This window comes from Hoeflea prorocentri, from assembly GCF_027944115.1.
GTDB classification, from domain to species: domain Bacteria; phylum Pseudomonadota; class Alphaproteobacteria; order Rhizobiales; family Rhizobiaceae; genus Hoeflea_A; species Hoeflea_A prorocentri.
The window spans coordinates 3,824,626-3,842,524 of record NZ_JAPJZI010000001.1 but is presented as its reverse complement, the minus strand read 5'-3'; the positions used below and the strand labels follow the sequence as shown (position 1 = coordinate 3,842,524).

At 59.4% G+C, this 17,899-nt stretch carries 18 protein-coding genes; 15 read left to right on the top strand and 3 right to left on the bottom strand.

The window, feature by feature from the left end; genetic code table 11:
- Positions 1 to 10 precede the first annotated feature (10 nt).
- The 3 genes from OQ273_RS18030 to OQ273_RS18020 all read left to right on the top strand — a co-directional run bounded on the left by OQ273_RS18030 (position 11) and on the right by OQ273_RS18020 (position 2,794).
- Positions 11 to 1,507, top strand: coding sequence for a CoA-acylating methylmalonate-semialdehyde dehydrogenase (locus tag OQ273_RS18030; RefSeq protein WP_267992076.1), 1,497 nt, complete (start codon positions 11 to 13; stop codon positions 1,505 to 1,507).
- Between the two features lie 134 nt (positions 1,508 to 1,641).
- A complete protein-coding gene (locus tag OQ273_RS18025; RefSeq protein ID WP_267992075.1) occupies positions 1,642 to 2,112 on the top strand; it encodes a DUF1203 domain-containing protein in 471 nt (156 codons plus the stop codon).
- Between the two features lie 124 nt (positions 2,113 to 2,236).
- Positions 2,237 to 2,794: an RNA ligase family protein gene (locus OQ273_RS18020; protein ID WP_267992073.1), complete on the top strand. Its 558-nt coding sequence runs from the start codon at positions 2,237 to 2,239 to the stop codon at positions 2,792 to 2,794.
- A 41-nt stretch (positions 2,795 to 2,835) separates the two neighbouring features.
- Here OQ273_RS18020 and pgi read toward each other — a convergent pair whose 3' ends face one another.
- On the bottom strand, positions 2,836 to 4,461 hold the full coding sequence (pgi, locus tag OQ273_RS18015) for a glucose-6-phosphate isomerase (RefSeq protein WP_267992071.1): 1,626 nt from the start codon (positions 4,459 to 4,461) through the stop codon (positions 2,836 to 2,838).
- Between the two features lie 163 nt (positions 4,462 to 4,624).
- Positions 4,625 to 6,349, bottom strand: coding sequence for a long-chain fatty acid--CoA ligase (locus OQ273_RS18010; protein WP_267992069.1), 1,725 nt, complete (start codon positions 6,347 to 6,349; stop codon positions 4,625 to 4,627).
- 358 nt (positions 6,350 to 6,707) lie between these two features.
- On the opposite strand from OQ273_RS18010, the gene OQ273_RS18005 reads away from it, so the two are divergent.
- Positions 6,708 to 7,256, top strand: a complete 549-nt coding sequence (locus OQ273_RS18005; RefSeq protein ID WP_271292120.1) for a peptidoglycan-binding domain-containing protein — start codon at positions 6,708 to 6,710, stop codon at positions 7,254 to 7,256.
- Between the two features lie 29 nt (positions 7,257 to 7,285).
- The gene (locus OQ273_RS18000; RefSeq protein ID WP_267992067.1) at positions 7,286 to 7,561 is read left to right on the top strand and encodes a hypothetical protein; all 276 of its coding nucleotides are present in this window, start codon (positions 7,286 to 7,288) and stop codon (positions 7,559 to 7,561) included.
- On the opposite strand, the gene OQ273_RS17995 is transcribed toward OQ273_RS18000, so the two are convergent.
- Positions 7,558 to 7,761, bottom strand: coding sequence for a hypothetical protein (locus OQ273_RS17995; protein WP_267992065.1), 204 nt, complete (start codon positions 7,759 to 7,761; stop codon positions 7,558 to 7,560). The two genes, OQ273_RS18000 and OQ273_RS17995, sit on opposite strands and share 4 nt — an antisense overlap.
- Positions 7,762 to 7,991: 230 nt before the next feature.
- Here OQ273_RS17995 and OQ273_RS17990 point away from each other — a divergent pair, with 230 nt between their 5' ends.
- The 10 genes from OQ273_RS17990 (at position 7,992) to OQ273_RS17945 (ending at position 17,899) form a co-directional block, all read left to right on the top strand.
- Entirely contained in the window at positions 7,992 to 9,269 is a 1,278-nt protein-coding gene (locus tag OQ273_RS17990) for an imelysin family protein (protein ID WP_267992063.1), read from the top strand.
- Positions 9,270 to 9,360: 91 nt separating this feature from the next.
- Positions 9,361 to 10,761, top strand: coding sequence for a di-heme oxidoreductase family protein (locus OQ273_RS17985; RefSeq protein WP_276562490.1), 1,401 nt, complete (start codon positions 9,361 to 9,363; stop codon positions 10,759 to 10,761).
- A gap of 134 nt (positions 10,762 to 10,895) precedes the next feature.
- Positions 10,896 to 11,564: a TetR/AcrR family transcriptional regulator gene (locus tag OQ273_RS17980; protein WP_267992059.1), complete on the top strand. Its 669-nt coding sequence runs from the start codon at positions 10,896 to 10,898 to the stop codon at positions 11,562 to 11,564.
- A gap of 68 nt (positions 11,565 to 11,632) precedes the next feature.
- On the top strand, positions 11,633 to 12,694 hold the full coding sequence (locus OQ273_RS17975; RefSeq protein WP_267992057.1) for a C4-dicarboxylate TRAP transporter substrate-binding protein: 1,062 nt from the start codon (positions 11,633 to 11,635) through the stop codon (positions 12,692 to 12,694).
- 58 nt (positions 12,695 to 12,752) lie between these two features.
- Positions 12,753 to 13,316 (top strand): TRAP transporter small permease subunit, encoded by a 564-nt coding sequence (locus tag OQ273_RS17970; RefSeq protein WP_267992055.1) that lies wholly within the window; start codon positions 12,753 to 12,755, stop codon positions 13,314 to 13,316.
- Positions 13,303 to 14,616: a TRAP transporter large permease gene (locus OQ273_RS17965; protein ID WP_267992053.1), complete on the top strand. Its 1,314-nt coding sequence runs from the start codon at positions 13,303 to 13,305 to the stop codon at positions 14,614 to 14,616. The genes OQ273_RS17970 and OQ273_RS17965 overlap by 14 nt, the downstream gene beginning before the upstream one ends.
- A gap of 29 nt (positions 14,617 to 14,645) precedes the next feature.
- Positions 14,646 to 15,422, top strand: a complete 777-nt coding sequence (locus OQ273_RS17960) for a cyclase family protein (protein ID WP_267992051.1) — start codon at positions 14,646 to 14,648, stop codon at positions 15,420 to 15,422.
- Between the two features lie 14 nt (positions 15,423 to 15,436).
- Positions 15,437 to 16,375 carry a 3,5-dioxohexanoate:acetyl-CoA acetone transferase gene (gene kce / locus OQ273_RS17955; protein WP_267992050.1) on the top strand — a complete coding sequence of 313 codons (939 nt, stop codon included), beginning with the start codon at positions 15,437 to 15,439 and terminating at the stop codon, positions 16,373 to 16,375.
- Positions 16,375 to 17,397, top strand: coding sequence for an SMP-30/gluconolactonase/LRE family protein (locus OQ273_RS17950; protein WP_267992048.1), 1,023 nt, complete (start codon positions 16,375 to 16,377; stop codon positions 17,395 to 17,397). Before kce ends, OQ273_RS17950 begins: the two co-directional genes overlap by 1 nt.
- A gap of 4 nt (positions 17,398 to 17,401) precedes the next feature.
- Complete coding sequence (locus tag OQ273_RS17945) at positions 17,402 to 17,899, top strand: OsmC family protein (protein ID WP_267992047.1); 498 nt, start codon at positions 17,402 to 17,404, stop codon at positions 17,897 to 17,899.

Sequence of the window (17,899 nt, the reverse complement as noted above, 5' to 3'; positions counted from 1 at the left end):
GAGGTGTTCAATGCGTGAGATCGGACATTTTATCGGCGGCAAAACAGTCGCCGGAACCAGCGGGCGTACGGCCGATGTGCTGCAGCCCATGGATGGAACGGTGCAGGGTCAGGTCGCCCTGGCGAGCGCGGCCGAAGTGCGCGCCGCGATAGAAAACGCCAAGGCTGCACAGCCGGAATGGGCGGCGATGAACCCGCAGCGACGCGCGCGGGTGCTCATGAAGTTTCTGGACCTTGTCCACGCCGAATATGATTCCCTTGCCGAACTGCTCGCCCGCGAGCACGGCAAGACCATCCCCGATGCCAAGGGCGATATTCAGCGCGGTCTTGAGGTCGTCGAATTCTGCATCGGCGCGCCGCACCTGATGAAGGGTGAATTCACCGACGGTGCAGGCCCGGGCATCGACGTCTATTCTATGCGTCAGCCGCTCGGTGTTGTCGCCGGCATCACGCCGTTCAACTTCCCGGCCATGATCCCGCTGTGGAAGGTCGCGCCGGCGCTCGCTGTCGGCAATGCCTTTATTCTCAAGCCGTCCGAGCGCGATCCGGGTGTTCCGATGCGCATTGCCGAACTGTTTATCGAAGCAGGTCTGCCCGAGGGTGTCCTCAACGTCGTCAATGGCGACAAGGAAGCTGTCGACGCGATCCTCGATGATCAGGACGTCAAGGCTGTCGGCTTTGTCGGCTCGACGCCGATTGCCCAGTACATTTACAGCCGCGGCTGCGCCAACGGCAAACGCGTGCAATGCTTCGGCGGTGCCAAGAACCACATGATCATCATGCCGGATGCGGACATGGATCAGGCCGTGGACGCTCTTGTCGGCGCCGGTTACGGCTCTGCCGGCGAGCGTTGCATGGCGATCTCGGTTGCGGTTCCCGTCGGTCAGCAGACAGCCGACCGGCTGGTCGAAGCGCTGGCGCCGCGTGTTGAAGCGCTGAAGGTCGGCCCGTCGACCGATCCCGCCGCCGATTTCGGCCCGCTGGTCACCCAGCAGGCGCTCGACCGCGTCAAAGGCTACGTCGATCTGGGTGTTGAGGAAGGCGCGAAGCTCGTCGTCGACGGCCGCGATTTCAAGATGCAGGGCTATGAAAACGGCTACTATATGGGCGGCTGCCTCTTCGACAATGTCACGCCTGATATGCGCATCTACAAGGAAGAGATTTTCGGCCCGGTCCTTTCGGTCGTGCGTGCCGAGAACTATGAGGAAGCGCTTCGCCTGCCGAGCGACCATGAATATGGCAACGGTGTTGCGATCTTCACCCGCGACGGCGATGCGGCGCGCGATTTCTCCGCCCGCGTTCAGGTCGGTATGGTCGGCGTCAATGTCCCGATCCCGGTACCGATCGCCTATTACACATTCGGCGGCTGGAAAGGCTCTGGCTTCGGCGATCTCAACCAGCACGGCCCGGACGCCTTCCGCTTCTACACCAAGACCAAAACGGTGACGTCGCGCTGGCCCTCCGGCGTCAAGGACGGTGCGGAGTTTGTTATTCCGACGATGAACTGATCGTCTGATCGATATCCGCGAGATGAGCGCCCGCCCTTCGGCGGGCGTTTGTTTTTGAGATTATAGAGCAACAATCGGATTTCACGGCTGCGGGGAACGGCGCATATCGGCTCCACCGAAACAGGAGAGCCGTCATGTCCATCATCTTTAAAGCCCTTCCGACCAAAACCGTCCGCCGTCTTCAGGCGGGTTTGCCCGATTCAAACGCACAGGAGCCCGCCGCCCGCATCTCCGACGGGAGCGGTGTCCCGTGCCGGCATTGTCTTGAGAATGTTAAAAAGGGCGCAACGTTCATCGAATTCGGTCATCGGCCGTTCGAGACGGTCAACCCCTATACTGAGACGGGTCCGATTTTCCTGTGCGGCGACGCGTGCGAGCGGCTGGAGGACAGCGGCGAACTGCCGCCTGCAATGAAAGCCAGCCCGCAATTCATAGTCCGCGGTTACACCGGCGACGAGCGGATCCGCTACGGCACCGGCAAGGTGGTCCCGACGGCCGATATCGTGGCGGCCTGCGAGCAGATATTCGAAGACACCGACGTTGCTTTCATCCACATCCGCTCGGCCACAAACAACTGTTTCTATTGCCGCGTGGAGCGGGCCTAGGCGCCGTCAATTCGGGCAGGCCTTGTCCGGCGGCTAGGACAAAGGCTATTTCAATTTCATGAGAAAGTATGGACGGACTTATCATCTGCCGACGTCGCCGGGGCGGACAAGCGACGACAAAGTTATGTCTTCGCTTGATGGTCTTATGGTTGAAGATGTTGTGATCACCGAGAAGATGGATGGTGAAAATACAACTATTCATCGTGAAGGAACGCATGCTCGAAGCCCTGACAGCCGTTATCACCCTTCACGCGACTGGCTGAAAGCTTATGCCGCTGGTGTTTCAATACGTCTTTCACAGGATGAACGTGTTGTTGGAGAATATCTTTATGCTCGGCACTCGGTTTCCTACGAGAACCTGCAGTCATATTTTTTGGGCTTCGCATGGATAATTGGCGACGAAGTGCAGTCCTGGGATTCCTCAATGTCATGTTTCGAGGAACTTGGTATCAAGCCCGTTCCCTTACTTTACAGAGGAGAGTTCAAGCCCGAGCTGTTTGATGAGATCATCGCCTCACTGGATATGATGAAACATGAAGGTTTTGTCGTGCGAACTGCAGATGCTTTCAAAGAACCGGACATGTCCGCCAAGATGGGCAAATATGTTCGTGCTGACCATGTTCAAAGCGAGACACATTGGATGAGGTCAAAGCTGATACCCAACCGTTTGGCCGGCGAATAGCACTTCATTCGGTTGTCTCGAAACTCAGGCGTTACCCGGTTTCAACCCTGTTCGGCCTGAATAAAATCAACCAGCCCTGCGGTTGAACTATCGTGACCAGCAGCATCTTCCTTGCCCTCAACGACAGGCAACAGCGCTGTCGCGAGTTCCTTGCCGAGTTCGACGCCCCATTGATCGAACGCGTTGATGCCAATAAGCTGGGCTTCGACAAAGACCCTGTGTTCGTAAAGCGCGATCAGGCGGCCAAGCGTATAGGGATCAAGCTGCCGGTGAACGAGGGTCAGCGACGGGCGGTTGCCGGCGAAGACTCGGTGCGCCGCCAGCGCGGTATCGGCTCCCTTGGCCTCCATCTGCGCGCGTGCTTCATCGAGTGTGCGTCCGCGCATAAGCGCTTCGGACTGCGCCAGGCAGTTGGCGACAAGCAGGTCATGCTGGCGTTTCAGGCCCGTCTCATGACCCCTGGCCGCAATGATGAACTCAACCGGGATGATATCGGTTCCCTGATGCAGGAGCTGGAAGAAAGCGTGCTGGCTGTTGGTGCCCGGCTCGCCCCACACCAGCGGCCCCGACGGACCATCGAGCGCCGACCCGTCCATCGTCACGCCCTTGCCGTTTGATTCCATATCGAGCTGCTGCAGATAGGCGGGCAGGCGCGACAGGCGCTGGTCGTAAGGGATCACGGCGCGCGAGGTGAAACCACAGACGGCCCGGTGGAAAAACCCGATGAGTCCGAGCAGCATCGGCAGGTTCTCACGTGTCGGCGCTGTCTGGAAATGCCGGTCGAGATCATGCGCGCCCTGAAGGAATTCACCAAACCGCTGCGGGCCGATCTCCAGCATCAGCGGCAGACCGATGGCAGACCAGATGGAGTAGCGCCCACCGACAAAATCCCAAAAGCCGAAGACCCGGTCTTGAGGAATGCCAAAGGCCGCGACCTTGTCGAGCGCGGTCGAAACGGCTGCAAAATGTTCGCCGACCGCGTCGTCGCCCAGCGTATCGGCGATCCATTTGCGCGCGGTGGCAGCATTGGTCATGGTCTCAACGGTCGTGAACGTCTTGGAGGCGATGATCACCAGCGTTGTCTCCGGTGTCAGCCCGGCAAGCGTGTCGGCGATATGCGCGCCGTCAATGTTGGAGACGAAATGCGTCCGGGGCCCGTCGCAATAGGGCGCGAGGGCAAGGCAGGTCATGGCCGGGCCGAGGTCCGAGCCGCCAATGCCGATATTGACAATGTCGGTTATTTTTTTCCCCGTCGAACCGGTGATTGTGCCGCCCCGAACACCGTCGCAAAAGGCGCCCATCGCCTCCAGCACCGCGCGGATATCCGGCATGACATTGTGTCCGTCATCATGGACTGCCTCATCCGACCGGTTGCGCAGCGCCGTGTGCAGGACCGCCCGGTCCTCCGTTGCATTGATATGCGCGCCGGCAAACATGGCATCGCGCTTGTCTTCAAGCTTTGCCTCTTTGGCGATACCCTCAAGCAGCGCCATGGTCTGCTCATCCACCGCGCATTTTGAATAGTCGAGCAGCAGATCGTCAAGCCGCGCGGAAAACTGCTTGAAGCGGTCTGGCTCCTGCTCAAACGCGTCGCGCATGTTCATCGGCGCGGAACCGGCGTATCTGCTCTGCAGTTTCAGGAAGGATTGCCTGATATCGGGGATCATAGGAAGTCCTGTGGCGTTGGCAGATCAGTGGCATACATGCCACCGCAGCGCTCCGGGTTCAAGACACCACGCGTTTGGGCGGGCAGCCGTGATGCCAATTCAGAGGCGCAAACGAAAACACCGGCGTTGCCGCCGGTGTGTTCGTTTCGGATGAAGCCGTCGCTCAGGCCGATTTGGCGATATCCTCGTCGCGCAGTTCGCGGCGCAATATCTTGCCCACATTGGTCTTCGGCAATTCGTCGCGGAATTCGATATATCTCGGACGCTTGTAGTTGGTCAGCTTGTCCTTGCACCAGTTCTTCACGTCGGCTTCGGAAAGGGCAGGGTCCGATTTGACCACGAACAGCTTGACCACTTCACCGGAGTGTTCGTCCGGCACGCCGACCGCGGCCGCCTCCAGGATGCCGTCATGACTGACGGCGACTTCTTCAACCTCATTCGGATAGACGTTGAAGCCGGAGACAAGCACCATGTCCTTCTTGCGGTCGACAATGCGCACATAGCCGTCTTCGTCCATATAGCCCATGTCGCCGGAGCGGAAGAAATTGTCCTCGGTCATGACCTTCGCCGTCTCGTCCGGCCGGTTCCAGTAACCGACCATGACCTGCGGTCCGCGGATGCAGATCTCGCCGACCTCGCCAAGCGGCAGCGATTTGCCATCGTCGTCGCGGATATCGATGTCGGTTGAGGGAAGCGGCAGGCCGATTGAACCGGAGAATTCACCGTCGCCGTCAAAGCGGTTGGCCGTGGCAACGGGAGAGGTTTCGGAAAGCCCGTAGCCCTCCGAAATCGAACAGCCGGTCAGGTCTCTCCAACGCTCCGCGACCGGCCGTTGCACGGCCATGCCGCCGCCAAGCGTCAGCTTCAAGGCGGAGAAATCGAGTTTACGGAAGTCCTCATTGGCCAGCAGCGCATTGAACAGCGTGTTGAGGCCGGGCAGCACGTGATACTCGTATTTGCCGAGTTCCTTGACGAAGCCCGGAATGTCGCGCGGGTTCGGGATCAGGACATTGTGGGCGCCCTGGTCCATGCCCATGATGGCGTTCACCGTAAGCGCGAAGATATGGTAGAGCGGCAGGCAGCAGATATAGACAAGCTGGTCCGGCAGTTTCTCTTTGCGCTTGAGCGCCTCAAGCCAGACATGGTTCTGCGCCGCGTTCGACAGGATATTGCGGTTGCTCAGGGTCGCGCCCTTGGAAACGCCCGTGGTGCCACCGGTATATTGCAGAAATGCGACGTCGTCAGGCCCGCAATCCGCCGGCTTGAAGCTCATGCCCGCCCCTGCCGCGAGCGCGGCCTTGAACGGCACATGTCCGGGCAGGGACCAGTCGGGAACCATTTTCTTGACCCGCCTTACGACGAAATTCACAAGCAGGCCCTTCAGTCCCATCATGTCGCCCATCGTGGCGACACAGACATGTTTGACGTCCGTATTGCCGACGACCTGCTGAAGGGTCACGGCGAAGTTTTCTAGGATGAAGATCGCCTTGGCGCCCGAGTCCTTGAGCTGGTGTTCCAGTTCGCGCGGCGTGTAGAGCGGGTTGACGTTGACCACCACATAACCGGCCTGCAGCACCGCCGCCGCCGCAATCGGATATTGCAGGATGTTCGGCATCATGATTGCGACACGGTCGCCCTTTTCAAGGCCGAGCGATTGCAGCCATGCGCCAACCTGGCTGGCATAGGTGTCCAGTTCGCCATAGGTGATGGTCTTGCCCATGCAGGTATAGGCGGGACGCGGCGCATTGTCCGTGCAGGCTTTCTTGATGAGTCCGCCGACGGAGGAATGCTCCAGCGTATCAATCTCCGCCGGCGTGCCTTCCGGATAGGATTTCAGCCAGATCTTTTCCGCCGATGCGGATGCGGTTTTTCCCGATGCAGTTGTCATGAACTCCTCCCGGCGGCGCTTGTGCGCTTGAATGTTCTTCCATGTCCGGCCGATATTGCGGCTCTCTCCAGACACGGCTCCCTAGCTTCCTGATTTATTGTCAGCCACATTCCGGCGCAAGTGCCATTTTACGTAAAAGTAAGAATAATCTCGAGCGCATGGAGGGGCATCGGGCATGGCTGCTGCGCCGCCGCTGCTTGTATCTATTTAGCATGTGAAGCAGTGTTTGAAATTAAACCGCTGATTTCCACAGAGAAATACAGTGAAACAAATCGTTATAGTTGACCGGTAAGCAATATCGACGCGAAGTAGTAAGTAATATCAGCGTAATTGCCAATTTGCAGGGAGAGGTGTCTGTATGTCTATTTTGAGACGTGGTTTGAGTGGGGCTCCGGTCAAGCGGTTGCAGGAAAAGCTTGGTATCGACAGTGACGGTATTTTTGGGCCGGGAACCGAGAAAGCAGTCAAGGAGTTCCAGAAATCGAATGGCCTCGCTGTGGACGGCATCGCCGGCCCCGACACATTTACGGCGATGGGACTGCACGAACTTGTTCTGCTTCGCGTTGGCTCACGCGGCGCGGCGGTCAAGAAACTGCAAAGCGAACTTGGCATCGGCGCCGACGGCATATTCGGCGCAGGAACAAAGAAGGCTGTCATGGATTTTCAGTCAGCGAACGGGCTTGCCGCCGACGGCATGGCTGGCCCGCTGACGCTGGCCAAGATGGCATCCTTTTCCGGTGAGTTCAGCGCCGCCACTGTTGCAAATGCCGAGGTGCGGGCTGACGAGGAACACTTTGAAAGCGAGCCGCTTCCCGAGATCAAGGGCGCTCAGCCGATTGAGGGATCGGCCACGGAAACCGCGCCGTCAAAATCCGTTTGGGGCCGGGTTAAGGGCTGGTTCTCCTGACCGGCCGCAACAAAACATAGAGGTGCACTATGGAACAGATTCTGGCACAGATTATTGGCGGCGCCGTGGGCGGAACTGCCGGTGGAAAAGTGGTATCGGGTTCCGATATGGGCAATGTCGGCAATCTGATTGCCGGCGCGGTAGGCGGCCTTGCGGGAGGGCAGTTGCTTGACGGCTTGATCGGCGGCGCGGCTTCCAGCGGGATCGACATCGGGGCTCTGGCCGCGGATCTCGTGGGCGGCGGCATCGCCGGTGCAATCGTGCAGATCATCGTCGGCATCATCATCAAGAAAGTGCGCGGCTAGGACGCAGCGCTCACAAAAGGATACAGCCGGCGCAGCCCGGGCTTGACCCGGTCTGCCAGATGATTTGTGGCCATGAGGCGGATCGAGGCCATGCCGTGGCTGGCCTTCTTGAGCAATCCGCCAACAGAGCAACGCGCCAGCGCATCAATCACGGCGGGCGTGCCTTCCGGATAGGACTTCAACCAGGTTTTGACCGTCATTACGGAGGCGGTATATCCCGATACATTGGCCGCGAATTCCTGCCTCCAGCAATTTAGAATTGATATAAACTATTGAATTTACGTCATTTCTCTAAAATAGAGTTTGACAATCATGTATAATGGCGTTTTACAGGCAGCAACCGCGATTGCAACGGTATTGCACTGAAGCGCAGGCCGTTTGCGCGGCGGAAACATTCAAATTGGCAGACAGGTAACAACCGGAGCACCCGATGTTTGATGAATTGAAGAAATTCGCGGCCGTGGCGCCCTTGGCGCTGGTCGTCGCTGCTAACCCGGCATATGCGGATGTCGACGGCAAGGCGGTCCTGACAACTTACGCCGACATCGCTGAAGCCAACTACGAGGACTCACTGATCGCCGCGAAGGCATTGGAAGTTGCCGTGGGTGCGCTGGTGGCCGACCCGTCAGAAGCAACCATGAAAAAAGCGCGTGAAGCATGGCTTGCGGCGCGTATTCCCTACCAGCAGACCGAAGCCTACCGTTTCGGCAATCCGATCGTTGATGATTGGGAGGGCCGGGTGAATGCCTGGCCGCTCGATGAGGGTCTGATCGACTATGTCGATGCAAGCTATGGCGGCGAATCGGACCTCAACCCGCTCTATACGGCGAATGTCATCGCCAACCCCAAGCTGACATTGGGCGGCGACACGATTGACGCCAGCACCATCACGCCGCAACTTCTCTCAGGCGAGTTGCACGAGGTCGGTGAAGTCGAGGCGAATGTCGCCACCGGCTATCACGCTATCGAGTTCCTTTTATGGGGTCAGGACCTGAACGGCACGGGGCCGGGTGCCGGCAACCGTCCTTACACCGATTTCGATGAGAAGAATTGCACCGGTGGCAACTGTGCCCGGCGGGCCGAGTATCTTGGTGCCGCAGCCAACCTTCTTGTTGACGATCTTGAAGAAATGGTCGCCAACTGGCGGACGGACGGCGAAGCCCGCGCGGCCGTCATGGAAGGCGATGTTCAAGAGGGCATTGTGCGCATTCTGACCGGCATGGGCTCGCTCTCCTATGGCGAACTTGCCGGCGAGCGGATGAAGCTCGGCCTGTTGCTGCATGATCCGGAAGAAGAGCACGATTGCTTCTCCGACAACACCCACATTTCCCATCTCTACGATGTGATCGGCATCCGCAATGTCTATGAAGGATCCTACACCCGCACCGACGGTAAGGTCGTCAGCGGCCCTTCGGTCTCCGACATGGTCAAGGCGGCGCAGGCCGATGCCGACAGGGAGCTTCGCGACGATATCTCCGCAACGGTCAAAGCCATGCAGGCCATAGCAGACGCCGCCGAAGGCGGAGAAGCCTATGATCAGCAGATCGCCGAAGGCAACAAGGAAGGCAATGCACGCGTTCAGGCGGCAATCGACGCGCTGGTCAAGCAGACCAAGTCTATTGAACGTGCTGTTGCTGCGCTCAACATCGACAAGCTCGAATTCGAAGGCTCCGACAGCCTGGACAATCCGAGCGCTGTCTTCGAATAGGACCAAGCAGGCGGTGCGGGAAAACGGACTGCCGGTCGTTCGGTGCCTGCTTGCCTCTGCTATTCTGGTTGCGTCGGCGATCGGTTTCGCCATGGCGAAATCGTCGGCGCAGCGCGATGATCTGAGCGCCTCGGACCGGCAACGCGTCGCATCGGTTACCCGCCCGGCGGAAGATTTTTCAAAGCCGGAACGATTTGAGGCGATGGCCGCCGGGGCGGCTACGGTTCGCGATTTCTCAATAAAGGCTGCGTTTGACGCGCCATCGGCAAGTCTCTCGTTTGAGCAGCGCGGGGACTTCAATCTTGGCGAGGCGCTTTTTGCCAAGCTCTGGGTGTCGTCGCCCGCCTCGACCAAGGCATCGGACGGGCTCGGTCCGCTTTTTAATGCGCGCGCCTGTTCGAGCTGTCACATCGGCAATGGCCGCGGCCGAGCGCCGGATGGAACGGGTGATGCAGGCTCGCTCGTTCTTGGACTTCGGTCGGGTCATGGACCGTATGAAATCTATGGTGCGCAATTGCAGACCCGGGCCGTGCAGGGGCACGCTGCCGAAGCCGAAGTTACTGTCTCCTATGAAGATGTGCCGGTTCGGCTGGACGACGGAACGCTGGTTATGCTTCGCAAGCCGAATTATGACGTCGGCGGGCTCGCCTACGGTGCACTCGGCCCGGATACAAGCCTGCTGCCGCGATTGGCCCCACCCTTGCTGGGTCTCGGCCTGGTCGAGCAGATCGCCTTGAGCGATCTGGAAGCCTTGTCGGATCCGGATGACCGCGACGGTGACGGTATTTCCGGTCGGCTCAACCGCGTACGTGATCCGCATGACGGTTCATTGGTTGCCGGGCGCTTTGGCTGGAAAGCCTCGCAGCCCTCGGTACGTGTCCAATCCGCCGCTGCCTTCAATGTCGATATCGGCCTGTCCACCACCCTGTTTCCACAACACGCAGGAGACTGCACGCCGGCCCAGCGCGCCTGCCTTGCCGCGCCTCACGGTGCACAAGCGCAGTCCGACGATGTGGAAGTATCCGATGCGGCCCTCGATCTTGTCGCTTTTTACAGTGCCCATATCACCGTTCCGGCAAGGCGTGACGTGAACGACCCGCAGGTCCTGAAGGGCAAGGAACTGTTTTACCGCGCCGGCTGCGTGTCCTGCCACCAGCCCAAGTTTGTGACCTTGCGCGATCCTGATGGCGGTCCCAATTCCTTCCAGCTCATCTGGCCTTACTCCGATTTCCTGTTGCATGACATGGGCGAGGGGCTTGCCGATCCGGGATCGGATCCGCTTGCGCGCGAATGGCGGACCCCGCCATTATGGGGTATCGGCCTCACACAGGCGGTTCTCAAGCATGGCGCCTATCTTCATGACGGCCGTGCACGCAGCCTCACGGAAGCTGTTCTGTGGCACGGCGGTGAAGCCGCCGCTGCGCGCGATGCCTTTGCCGCCATGCACGCAGACGAGCGGAGAGCGCTGGTTCGCTTCCTGAAATCACTGTGATCGCCGGCATGTGAGGCGCTGACGAGCAGTGTCCCGGAGCCGCAACCGGGAGTTGCTTGACAGTATCGGAAATTTAATCAAACGTTTAATAAATAAACCGTCAAAGAGCGGTGTGAAGGCAATTGGGAGGATTGATGCTGTCTGACGCGCAGGCGAAGCAGCGGCCAAGGCAGGGGGAAAGCCGCAAGGCGATCCTTGATGCTGCCGAACATGCGTTTGCCGATTTCGGTTTCGGCGGTGCGTCCATTCGCGCCATCGCCCGGGATGCCGGGGTCAATCAGGCGATGATCCACTACTACTACCAGAACAAGGAACAGCTCTTTTCGGCAGTGATTGAACGGCGTTCGGGCGATATCAACAAACAGCGTCACGCGGCGATCGATGCGCTGTTCGAAGACGGAGTGCCGACGCTGGAGGCGCTGGTCGAGGCAATCTTGCGCCCGACCATCGAGCTTGGCCATGATCAGGAGCGCGGCGGCGCCGACTACGCCCGGCTGATCGTTTATTTCAACAACTCGGCTGATAAGCTGTCACAGGGCCTGGCACAGGAATATTACGACCCGATTGCCCGCCGTTCCATAGAAGCAATCATGCAGGTATTGCCCGATATCGGGCGCTCAGAGGCGGTGCGCGGATATCTTTTTGCAATCAGCGTCGCACTATCCGTCATGGCCCGCACGGGCCGTGCTGCGCGGCTGTCGGACGGGTTGTGTGATGACGCAAATACCGAGGAGACGGTGTCCACCGTGGTGGCTTTTGCCTGCGCGGGAATAAGGGCGCTGGTTTCGGTGCCGGAGAGGTAGGTACAGACTTTTTGCGGTCGCTTGATCGGCGGTCGCTTTTGGGAAGAGGCATGATCAGGAGGAAACAGATGAAACGTCTTATGTCGACACTGATGGCTACGGCCGTTCTGGCGGGCGCAACGCTCGCCGCGAAGGCCGAAACCGTCAATATCACCGTGGCCGCCGGGCATCCGCCCGTGTTCCGCTGGGTCAAGCATACCAGCCAGACCTTCATTCCGACCGTGAACAAGGCGCTGGAAGGCAGCGGCATCTCGGTCAACTGGAGCGAACAATATGGCGGTTCGCTTGCCAAGGTCGGCGGCGTGCTCGAGGCGGTGGAAGAAGGGCTGGCCGAAGTCGGCCTCGTATCGAGCCTCTTTGAAGCCGCAAAACTGTCGCCGCAGAACGTGACTTATTTCACTCCCTTCGTATCCAGCAACGCGACCGCGATATCGGAGCTGATGGACAAGTTGCACATCGAAAACAAGGAACTGCGGCGCTCCTGGGAAGACAACAACCTCGAATATCTGGGCGCGGCCATCGGCATTGACGACTACCTGCTGATGACCAATTTTCCCGTCAAGTCGCTCGACGATTTGAAAGGCAAGAAGATCGGCGCGCCCGGCCCGGCGGTGAACTGGCTGAAAGGCACCGGCGCGGTCGGCGTATCGGGCAATCTCACCACCTACTACAATGAGCTGAAAACAGGCGTTTATGACGGGGTTATCGTCTTTGCGACAGCTGCCGTGCCCGGCAAGCTCTATGAGGTTGCACCCTATGTGACGAAGGTGGGTTTCGGCGCCCAGTATGCCGGCGGCATCGCAGCCAACAAGGATTGGTTCGACGCCCAGCCGGAGGCGCTGCAAAACGCGCTCCGGCGCGGTGGCGTTGCCCAGCGCGAGGAGTATCACAAAGACCTGGAAGCAGCGATTTCCGCCTCACTGGAAACCATGCGGGCCAACGGTGCGACCATAACCGAAGTGTCGCCCGAATTCCGCATGAAATGGGCCAAGGGCATGGAAAATGTCGCCAAGAACTGGGCCGCCCAGCTTGACGGCGAAGGCAAGCCCGGCTCTTCGATCCTCTCGGCCTATATGGACGCCATGCGTCAGTCCGGTGCAACGCCGGTGCGCGAGTGGGACAAGGAATAGTCCAATCCATGGCACCGGCGTTTTCGCCGGTGCCTTCTCTTTTGGCTGAACAAGATCCATGCTGACACTGCTTCAACGCCTTCAGGCTGTTATTGACCGCGTCACCGCGGGGCTGAACGTGCTTGGAACCGTGCTGATCCTTGCACTGATGGTCCTCATCAACGCTGATGTCGTCGGGCGGGGTTTGTTCCTGTCTCCGGTATCCGGTGTGCCGGAACTCGTCAGCATGTCCATCGTCGCCATCGTGTTCCTGCAGGTCGGCCAGGCCTTTCGCATGGGCCGGTTCACCCGCACGGACGCGCTGATCAATGGGCTTCAACGACGCGTACCGCGCGTACGTGCGCTTCTGGAGTTTGTTTATTGTGCGGCCGGTTTTTTCATTATCGCGGTCCTGCTTCAGGCAAGCTATCCGCTCTTCATCAAGGCTTGGGACCGCAATACATTCGTCGGCACGGTGGGGGATTTCATCGCGCCGATCTGGCCGGTCAAGCTGGTCATCCTGATCGGCTGTACAGCCCTGATGCTGCAATTGGCGATGTCCGCTGTCCGCGCGGCAATTCTGGTCTATTCCGGACAAAACGGTGATGCGGACAAAACGGAGAGCGGCCATGACGCCGTTTGAGATCGGGCTGGCCGCGCTCGCGGTCATGGTGGTGCTCGTCTATGTCGGCATGTATGTGCCGCTCGCGCTGATGGTCGTGTCCTATGCGGCGGTCTGGATGATGAAAGGTTCGCCCATTCTCGCCGGCAAGCTGTTGGCGCTTGCCGCATCCGAAACCATATCCAGTTACTTTTTCGGCGTCGTGCCGCTTTTTGTCCTGATGGGCTACATCGTCTCTGTCACCGGCATGGGCAGGGATGCCTTCGAGGTGGCAAACCAGATGTTCCGCCGGTTCCGTGGAGGTCTCGGCATCGGCACCGTCGGCGCCAATGCCATTTTTGCAGCCATCACAGGCATATCCATTGCTTCGGCAGCGGTGTTTACCCGGATCGCCGTGCCGGAAATGGTGCGCCATGGCTATACCAAACGCTTTTCGGTTGGTGTCGTTGCCGGCTCATCCGTGCTCGGTATGCTCATTCCGCCCAGCCTGCTTTTGATCCTCTATGGCCTTTTGACCGAGCAGTCCGTCGGCGATCTCTTCATAGCCGGCGTGATACCGGGCCTTCTGCTTGCCCTTATCTTCGGTCTTGGCGTTTACGCGATGGCGCGGTTCTGGCCGGGCTTTATCGGGCACAACCTTTCTGACGGCGGCGAAGACCTGCTGTCGGGCCGCGAGCTGTTCGCCAAGGGCTTTCCGATTGTCGCGCTGATCGTGCTTGTGCTCGGCGGTATCTATGCCGGTTGGTTCACGCCGATCGAGGCCGGCGCGGTAGGCTGCCTTGGCGCCATCATTATCGGCCTGATCCGGCGGTCTCTGACCTGGAAGGATTTCTGGAGCGTCCTGACCGATACCGGGCTGGTGACCGCATCGGTCTGTTTCCTGATCATCGCGGCGCAGATGTATTCGCGCATGCTCGCGCTTTCCGGTGCGCCGGGTGAGTTCGGCAGCTTTGTCGCCACCGCCGACATCGGCTTTTGGGGCGTGGTGATTGCCTATGTCATCCTGGTGATCATCATGGGGACCATACTGGATTCCTCATCGATTATGCTGATCCTGGTGCCGCTCATGCTGCCCGTCATCCAGCCGATGAATATCGATCTGATCTGGTTTGGCATCGTCACGGTTCTGGCTGTCGAGATCGGTTTGCTCACGCCGCCATTCGGCATATCCGTGTTCGTGATCAAATCCGCGCTCAATGACGACAGTATTTCGCTCGGCGATATCTTCGTCGGCGCTGCGCCCTTTGCCTTGATGATGCTGCTGGTCCTTGTCCTGGTGCTAATGTTCCCGTGGCTGGCGACACTGCCGCTCGGGTATTAGTCCGGCCGAATTTCTTGAGGAGGAGTAAGATGCCGCGAAGAATTGTCGATCTGTCGGTTCCGCTGGAGGCCGATATCGCCTCCGATCCGCCGATCATGCTGCCTGAAATCGACTATCTGGATCACCAGATGACCGCCGAACAGGTCACGGACTTTTTTCCGGGTCTTGAGAAACAGGATCTGCCGGGGGGCGAGGGATGGGCGGTCGAACAATTGCGCATCACGACCCACAACGGCACCCATCTCGACGCGCCCTATCATTACCATTCCACCATGAACAATGGTAAGCGGGCGATCACCATCGACGAGGTGCCGCTGGAATGGTGCTTCCAGCGTGGCGTTAAGCTCGATTTCCGTGGTTTTGATGACGGTTATGTAGCGACAGCTGCCGATGTGGAGGCGGAACTCGCACGCATCGGACACGATCTGCAGCCGCTCGATATCGTTGTCGTCAACACGGCGGCCGGCGCTCAATACGGCCAGCCCGACTATGTTTCACGGGGATGCGGCATGGGCCGTGAGGCAACCCTGTATCTGCTCGAGCGCGGTGTGCGCGTGACCGGAACGGATGCCTGGAGCTGGGATGCGCCCTTTATCTACACGGCAAAGGAATATGAGCGCACCGGGGATGCCGGGATCATCTGGGAAGGTCACCGGGCCGGCATGGATATCGGCTACTGCCATATTGAGAAACTCACCAATCTGGAGAGCCTTCCGGCGACGGGCTACGAGATTGCGTGCTTCCCCTACAAAATAAAGGGCGGTTCGGCGGGCTTTACCCGCGCCGTCGCCATTTTCGAAGACTGACAGCGGAGACCATCATGGCCAAGAAAATGAAAAAAGTGATTGTGACCTGCGCGGTCACCGGCGGCATTCACACCCCGACGATGTCTGACGCACTGCCGATCACACCCGACCAGATTGCAGCTGAATCAATCGCCGCTGCGGAAGCCGGCGCGTCGATCATCCACCTGCATGCGCGCAATCCCGAGGACGGTCGCCCGACACCGGACCCGGACATGTTCATGCAGTTCCTGCCGCGCATCAAGCAGTCGACCAATGCCGTCGTCAATATCACCACCGGCGGCGGGCTGGGCATGACGGTGGAGGAGCGGCTGTCCGCGCCCCTGCGCGCCGAACCAGAAATGTGCTCGCTCAACATGGGCTCGATGAACTTTTCCCTGCATCCGCTGGCGGGCAAATATGAGAGCTGGAAACACCCGTGGGAGAAGGAATTCCTTCTTGGCAGCGAGGATTTCATCTTCCGCAACACCTTCAAGGATATCCGTATGATCCTGCAGCATCTTGGCGAAGGATGCGGCACGCGTTTTGAGCACGAATGTTACGATATCGGGCACCTCTACAATCTGGCGCATTTTGTCGATGCCGGGCTGATCAAGCCGCCGTTCCTCGTCCAGTCCATCTTCGGGATTCTCGGTGGCATCGGCGCGGACATGGAAAACGTCCTCTTCATGAAACAGACGGCGGATCGGCTCTTCGGGGATGACTATGTCTGGTCCGTGCTCGCCGCCGGCCGCTTCCAGATGCCCTTCATCACACAGGCCGCCATGATGGGCGGAAATGTCCGCGTCGGGCTGGAGGATTCGCTCTTCATCGCCAAGGGTCAGCTTGCCCAGTCGAACGCGGAGCAGGTCGCAAAGATCAGGAAAATTCTCGAAGAGCTGGGCATGGAGATCGCAACGCCCGATGACGCGCGCGCCATCCTCGATCTGAAGGGCGGCGATCAGGTCAAGTTCTGATGGTTGACAATCCCATCATCGGCTTTGAGGTTGACCCGGCGGACATCCGGACCATCGGTCATGATTTGCAACGGCCCGAATGCATCCTGGCCGAGTCGGACGGCTCCCTGTGGTCCGCCGATGCCCGCGGCGGTGTCGTTCATATCCGGCCCGACGGCACTCAGGAGATCGTCACCCAGTCGGAGCGGAGGGACTTTGCCGATGCGGTGGACGAGGCGGCCCGCTTCACCGAAGGAACCTTGCCGAACGGCCTGGCATTCGCCCGCAACGGCGACATCCTGATTTCCAATTTCGGGACCGACCGGCTTGAGATCATGAAACGCACTGGCGAAACGCAGGTGCTCCACGACACGATCGACGGCGCAAAGATCGGCAAGGTCAATTTCGTGCTGCGTGACTCAAAAGACCGGATCTGGCTCACGGTGTCGACAAAAATACCCAACTGGATGGACGCCATCAGCCCGAATATTTGCGATGGCTTTATCGCGCTCGCCGATGAGCAGGGGCTGCGGATCGTCGCGGATGGCTTTGCCTTCACGAACGAGATCCGCCTCGATGCCAATGAGGAATGGCTCTACGTCGCCGAGACCACGGCGCGCAGGATTACACGATTGCGCGTCGGCGATGACGGTTCGCTGAGCCGGCGCGAGACGTTCGGTCCCTCCGACCACGGCGCTTTTATCGACGGGATCGCCTTTGATGCGTTCGGCAATCTGTGGGGCACCCATGTGATGACCGACCGTATCTTCGCGATTACGCCACAGGGCGACCTGCAGACCATCCTCGACGACGATCATGGATCGCAGGCCGGCAAGGCGTTGCTCGCAGCATTTGAGGAGGACCGGGTGACGCCGGACCTGGCGGTTGCCTGCGGCGGATCGATCGCGCCCTGGATGGCGAGCGTCACCTTTGGCGGACCCGATCTGAAGAATGTCTATATTGGCAGCCTGCGCGGCACCACGATACCGTGGTTCCGCTCACCGGTCGCCGGCTTACCGATGGTTCACTGGAACGAAGGATAAAATCATGAGTGAAACCGGCTCCATGCCTGAAAAGGCCGTTGTACAATTCGACTGCCACGGTCAGGCTGTCGGCAAGATGCGCAACGAGATGGATGTGCGCATGGTCAAACCATTTGAGGAGCGCTTCGAGCTGGCCACCGACGAGGGCGCCTTTCACGGGGGAGATGCCAGTGCGCCACCACCGCTGGCCATGTTCGTCGGTGCGCTCACCGGCTGCATCATGACCCAGATCAGGGCCTTTGCGAAACGGCTCGGCGTATCGCTGAGCGATCTGAAGGTGGAAACACGGGTCCAGTGGAACTGGCAGGCCGTCGGGCGCGTTTATGAAACCGCCCCCCGGGCATTTGATATCGACGTGCTCATCGACAGCCCCGACCCCGAAGACAAGGTGGTCGAATTGATCGAAACGGCTAAAAAGGGCTGCTTCATCGAACAGACGCTTGGCGTCTCGAACACGATCAATCACCGGATGAAGACGGCGGACGGCTGGCGCACGGTCTGA